The organism is Cedecea sp. VD22 (assembly GCF_037150195.1).
Classification (GTDB): Bacteria; Pseudomonadota; Gammaproteobacteria; order Enterobacterales; family Enterobacteriaceae; genus Cedecea.
In genome coordinates this window covers 1-744 of sequence record NZ_JBBCPX010000045.1, presented here as the reverse complement: position 1 = coordinate 744, position 744 = coordinate 1, and the positions used below count along the sequence as shown (strand labels likewise).

The window sequence follows — 744 nt, the reverse complement described above, 5'->3', positions numbered from 1 at the left end:
TTACCACTTTGTGATTCATGACTGGGGTGAAGTCGTAACAAGGTAACCGTAGGGGAACCTGCGGTTGGATCACCTCCTTACCTAAAAGATACAACCCGCGTAGTGCTCACACAGATTGTCTGATAGATGTAGAGAAGCAAGGCGTCTTGCGATTGAGACTTCAGTGTCCCCTTCGTCTAGAGGCCCAGGACACCGCCCTTTCACGGCGGTAACAGGGGTTCGAATCCCCTAGGGGACGCCACTTGCTGGTATGTAAGTGAAAGTTGCGTGCCGAACTATCTCAAAGCTGACTTGAAAGAGTCATGTTTGAGATATTTGCTCTTTAACAATCCGGAACAAGCTGAAAATTGAAACGACATGTCGTCTCATTCTTCCGTAATAAAGAATGAGGTTAAGACATGTTCGAGTCTCTCAAATTTTCACAACAGCGATTGTGTCTTACGAGACACCTTCGGGTTGTGAGGTTAAGCGACTAAGCGTACACGGTGGATGCCCTGGCAGTCAGAGGCGATGAAGGACGTGCTAATCTGCGATAAGCGTCGGTAAGGTGATATGAACCGTTATAGCCGGCGATTTCCGAATGGGGAAACCCAGTGTGATTCGTCACACTATCATTGCGTGAATACATAGCGTAATGAAGCGAACCGGGGGAACTGAAACATCTAAGTACCCCGAGGAAAAGAAATCAACCGAGATTCCCCCAGTAGCGGCGAGCGAACGGGGAGCAGCCCAGAACCTGAATCA

Annotated in this window: 1 tRNA gene and 2 rRNA genes; all 3 read left to right on the top strand. The window is 48.8% G+C overall.

Annotated elements, in window-relative coordinates:
• Positions 1 to 80 (top strand): 16S ribosomal RNA (locus tag WFK85_RS23390); the annotation flags it as partial.
• A gap of 85 nt (positions 81 to 165) precedes the next feature.
• Positions 166 to 241 (top strand) — tRNA-Glu (locus WFK85_RS23385).
• Between the two features lie 221 nt (positions 242 to 462).
• Positions 463 to 744: ribosomal RNA gene (locus tag WFK85_RS23380) — 23S ribosomal RNA — on the top strand; the annotation flags it as partial.